This window comes from Neobacillus drentensis, from assembly GCF_036962765.1.
Lineage (GTDB): Bacteria > Bacillota > Bacilli > Bacillales > Cytobacillaceae > Neobacillus > Neobacillus drentensis_C.
This window is the reverse complement of the sequence record NZ_JBALOS010000102.1, coordinates 1-5,243: the sequence shown is the minus strand read 5'-3', so window position 1 is coordinate 5,243 and position 5,243 is coordinate 1. Positions and strand designations below refer to the sequence as shown.

4 protein-coding genes and 1 other RNA gene are annotated in these 5,243 nt (G+C 37.8%); all 5 read right to left on the bottom strand.

Features of this window, described 5'->3' with window-relative positions:
* Positions 1 to 146 precede the first annotated feature (146 nt).
* Positions 147 to 827: an ABC transporter ATP-binding protein gene (locus V7137_RS13970; protein ID WP_335698649.1), complete on the bottom strand. Its 681-nt coding sequence runs from the start codon at positions 825 to 827 to the stop codon at positions 147 to 149.
* Position 828: 1 nt separating this feature from the next.
* On the bottom strand, positions 829 to 1,863 hold the full coding sequence (locus tag V7137_RS13965; protein WP_335698648.1) for an ABC transporter permease: 1,035 nt from the start codon (positions 1,861 to 1,863) through the stop codon (positions 829 to 831).
* A gap of 290 nt (positions 1,864 to 2,153) precedes the next feature.
* Positions 2,154 to 2,511, bottom strand: a transfer-messenger RNA (tmRNA) gene (ssrA, locus tag V7137_RS13960).
* 173 nt (positions 2,512 to 2,684) lie between these two features.
* Positions 2,685 to 3,152 (bottom strand): SsrA-binding protein SmpB, encoded by a 468-nt coding sequence (smpB, locus tag V7137_RS13955; protein WP_335698647.1) that lies wholly within the window; start codon positions 3,150 to 3,152, stop codon positions 2,685 to 2,687.
* A 431-nt stretch (positions 3,153 to 3,583) separates the two neighbouring features.
* Positions 3,584 to 5,182, bottom strand: coding sequence for a spore germination protein (locus V7137_RS13950; RefSeq protein ID WP_335698646.1), 1,599 nt, complete (start codon positions 5,180 to 5,182; stop codon positions 3,584 to 3,586).
* Positions 5,183 to 5,243: the final 61 nt, after the last annotated feature.

Below are 5,243 nucleotides of genomic sequence, written 5' to 3'. Positions count from 1 at the left end.
CAACAGGGTGCCAAAATCAGCAATAAGCTTTAACATAGCCACATTAATAAATACAAAATATAATAAATAGGCCCACGAAAAAGTGTCAGGTCTGTTAATTTTATTTTAGCAAGATTTATACTTTGCCCATAACTATGGTCCTTAATCTAACTTTGCAAAATCCGTCCATCGCTCATTTGAATCATATGGTCAGCATAGGAAAGCATTTCTTCGTCATGTGTAACGATTAAAGTAGTAATGTTTAGCGTTTTAGTTAAATTTCGGATTAACCTCATAACATCTTTAGACCTTTTTGAATCTAAGCTCGCAGTTGGTTCATCAGCAAAAAGAACTTTTGGCTTATGGATAATTGCGCGAGCTATTGCAACTCGTTGCTTTTCCCCGCCAGATAATGAAGATGGGTATGCCTTTTTCCGATGGCCCATATCAACTAATTTTAGTATTTTGTCAATTTCTTTTTTTTGTTCATGTTTCTTCAATTTAGATTCAGATACCTCCATCATTAGTAACAGTTGCTCTTCTACTGTAAGAAAAGGAACGAGATGTGCAAATTGAAAGATGAAACCAAATTTACTTGCTCGTATTTTCCGAACTTGCTCCGAACTCATATTAGTCAAATTTTCTCCTTCGAATAGTACTTGCCCATCTGATGCGTGTTGAAGTCCCGCCGCTATTGTAAGGAGTGTACTTTTACCAGAGCCTGATGCACCCACTAATGCTGTTATCTCTCCCTCTCTAAGGGAAAGATTAATTCCTTTTAGTATTTCTTCCTTCACTTCACCATTAGTAAACGTTTTTCTAACTTCATCTATTGTAAATATTTCCATTTTAAATCTCTCCTTGTTGTATGGCTTGTAATGGTTCGACTTTTTTAATTTGCATACCTGAAAGAGTAGCTCCAATAAATCCGATAATTAAAAAGACTGCTGACAATTGTACGGTTGTTTCAGGGGTTAAACTAAACGGCATTCCTTTAGGTGCAATCATATTAAAGACTTGACTGAGTGCAACTGATAAACTAAGTGCAATTACTGTAATCAGTACCATTTGTGTCCACATAATTTTAAACAAGGCAAGTGTTTTTACACCGATTGCTTTAAAAATACCGTATAGACCAATTTTTTGAACGTTCATCATGTAGAAAAAGATCGCAAACAGCATTCCGCTAATAACAACTAGAAACCAAACAATCATATTTAGAGACACCTGTTCTGCTTTATAACTTGAAATTGTATTAAGGAACTGATTTTTCGAGAATGATTGTAAGCCAGCGAATACTTGTGCTTCATCCCCTCCTGGGATGAAAATCAACTGCATTTCTTCGGACCGGTAAATTTCTTTATAGTCTTCCATACTAATATAAGCGACAGGCGCATGGCTGTATTTACTATGGTCCACAAAACCTTTTACAATAAACTTGCTGCTGTATTGATTATTTGTTAAGGTATCCCCGACTTTTATACCCATGTCTTCCATTGAGCGATCTAGTACGATTTCTCCTTTTTTTACATTTTTAAACGAATTTGAATCGGTCGATGTAACAAAGGCAACGCTTCGTTGCTTACCAGCACGATCATTCAAAAATCCCATTTGAATTGAAAACGCAACCGCATCTTTTTGTTCTTTTAAAACTTTATCTTGGGTACTGCTATCTATTCTTGAAAGATTATAGGTTTGCTCTGCATCTTTATTCATATAAAATTGTCCATTTGGTAAATCTTTAATTAATGCAGCATTATCTTGTGATAATCCATTTGCCAAGCCAGATATAACAAACGTTAATAAACTAACGAGAAAAACGATTGAACCTAAAATCAAAAACCTTACTTTATTTTTCTTCATTTCTTTCCAAGCAATGTTCATCTTAATTCCCCCAATTTCTTTTTGACATCCTTAGTTTAAAATCGCTATGTGAACGGACGATGAACAGGAAATTACATTTGACTTCGATAGCACAAAAAAAAAGCTGCCTCAATGACAGCTTTGGTTTTTAACTCATGCACACGTTCAACAAGAGTTTATTCATTTTTTAACGGTTATGATAATTTCATAATAAACCAGAAAATGTCCAGAAAAAAAATAAAGCATAAATTGTCTATTTAGGACAATTTATGCTTTATTTTATAATCTGCTGGTCTTTCTTTTCCACTATGTAGTGGAGACGGTGGGAGTCGAACCCACGTCCAAAGATATCGCCACTTAAGCTTCTACGAGTGTAGTCGATATATTGGTGTTTCGCTGAGCCTTTTGCCTATCGACCGGCGTCCGGTCAGCTAGCCTGGTTGTTCTCTTCCTTCATCCTCAGGCGGTGGAATCCGGCGTAGCCCACTTAGAGTGAGTCCCTTACCCTACCACATGGGCAATGGAGGGAGGAACCGCTATGCAGTATTAAGCTGCGAAAGCGAGGTTGTTGTTAGTTTTGCCAGTTATGGCTTTGACGTTTTAACGAGGCCGATCCCCTCGACTCGCGACCTAAGCTCAAACTACCCCTGTCGAATCCGTAGCGTCCCCATAATAAAAGGAGCTGCAATCTAATGTAAGATTAAAGCTGTAGACGTTAGGATGCTCAGGCAAATGTCCTTGAGCAAAAGTTTCCGTCGCTCTCTTGGCGACAAACTTATTATACCATACTTGATGCATTTTTCAATTGTAAGTATTTGTAAAATAATTTCCAGTTTACCCGATTACATCTTTTGACGGTCGCGGAAAGCCCGTTCGATTTCACGCTTTGCTTCTTTTTGCTTTAAGGATTCACGCTTATCGTAATTCTTTTTACCTTTGGCAAGTCCAATTAAAACTTTGCAAAAACCATTTTTCAAATAGAGCTTTAAAGGTACTAATGCATAACCAGCTTCCTTGGTTTCACCGATTAATTTATTAATTTCACGCTTATGTAAAAGCAGCGTCCGTGTTCTTAAAGGATCGTGATTAAAGCGGTTTCCTTGCTCATAGGGGCTGACATGCATCCCGAACAAGATTGCTTCCCCATTTTGTATTCGGGCATAGGAGTCCTTTAGGTTTACTTTTCCGGCACGAATCGATTTGATTTCTGTTCCCTGCAAGACAATTCCAGCTTCATAGGTTTCTTCGATAAAATAGTCGTGGTAAGCCTTTTTGTTTTGCGCAACAACTTTTCCTTCACCTTTTGGCATAAGATTCACCTCTTCATATGGCATTAATTGTAGCAGAAATCATATTCCATAACAATTATACTCTGTGAAAATTTCTCAAAGATTAAAACCAAAAGAGAAGTGTACATACCTAAAAAAACACGCGCAAATCGGTCACTTTAATAAATTCTTCATCATGTCGGAAAATGGTTTATAAAGGACTGTTAACCAATCTACCGGATTCGGAATCCTAATATTCAGGGCTTGAGCAATACTCAACATGGTTCCAAAAAGCAGGAGAATGGAAAATATCCATAGCTCTTTTACTAATTTTTTCCTCAACAGAGGAGGTACATCTATCGTAATAATTACAGCGGAAATGACTAAGATTCCTGCTACAGCAACTATGTCCGTCTACTCCTTTCTCCATTATATATCTTTAAAAACAGTATATATTACCGAGAAGCCAAATGTTATATTTTGTTCTGCGGGGGTTTCGGGGCAGAATTTTTTTCGCGGCTAATGTTGTTTTGACTGATAAGACGCGGGCGGGAAAACATCCCCCACCATGGTACCCGGACAACCGTATCCTTTAAATCTTGAGGGATTAAAGGTCCAAAAGGACTCATATATGGAACCCCAAAAGAACGCAAACTGCACATATGAAGGATAAGTGAAATTAAACCGACTATTATACCGAATAAACCAAATGAAGCAGCAAGCCCCATCATTGGAAAACGAAGCATTCTGAGCGACATGGACATGGCTACTGAAGGAAGAACAAAGCTGGAAATTGCGGTGATTGCTACAACGATTACCATAGCAGGCGAAACGATTCCAGCCTCAACTGCTGCGGTACCAATTACTAAGGTTCCAACGATTGATATTGCTGAGCCTATAGCCCTAGGCATTCGTATTCCCGCTTCCCGTAAAATTTCAAATGCTACCTCCATCATTAAAGCTTCAATAAAGGCTGGAAAGGGAACACCTTCCCGTTGGGCAGCAAGATTGATTAACAGTTCAGTGGGTATCATTTCCTGATGATAGGTAGTAATGGCAATGTAAAGTGAGGGTGCCAAAAGTGCAATGATAATGCTAAAAAAACGAAGCATACGAATGAGAGTACTAATATCTGCACGCTGATAATAGTCTTCTGCAACATGTAAAAACGAAACGAACAGTGCCGGTACAATTAAAACATTTGGTGAACCATCGACTAATATGGCAACTTTTCCTTCTAGGAGCTCGGCTGATATCACATCAGGTCTCTCTGAGTAATAGATAGTTGGAAACGGGCTGTAGGTTGTATCCTGAATCAATTCCTCAATATAACCACTTTCCAATATTCCATCAATGTCAATCCGATCTAGCCGCTCGTGAACTTCTTGGACAACTTTATCATTGGCAATTCCATTGATATACATGATTGCTACATCAGTTTTGGTCATTTCACCTATGTTTTTTGTTTCCATCCATAGATGCGGGGATTTTATTTTTCGGCGAATTAATGCCGTATTAGTACGTATGGACTCAGTGAAACCTTCCTTAGGTCCCCGAACGACCGTTTCAGAGGTAGATTCACTTACACCCCGGTCTTTCCAGCCACGCATACTGATTATAAATCCTTGAGAATATCCATCCAACAAGAGAATGGCATCCCCTGATAATAATGATTTGAAAAGTGAGCTAAATTCCGTAACATCCTTTATGGATCCGACCGTAAGAAATTGATCTTTTAATACTTTTAGTACATTCAATCTAGAAGAGTTGATCTGATCTTTATCTAATTGTATACCTAACATGAGTGGTTCAAGGACAAAGTTTTGAATGGAATTAGTATCCACTAATCCATCCGCATAGAAAATGCCTGCTTTAACTAGTTCGTTATTACCTATTTGTATTTCTCTAAACACGATGTCACTGCTATTTCCGAGCATTCGCAGTACATAAAATTTGTTTTCATCAAGGCTAAGTTTTAAGAAATTGCTGCCTTCGTTAACATCTGGATCATCTATCTCTAATTTGAACTGGTTAATTTTGTTTTGGCGTCTCCGTTTCTTAAAAAAACTCATCAATTGATCCCCCCTCATTATCGACATTATATAGATACTGGTACATTTGATAAAATCAAGG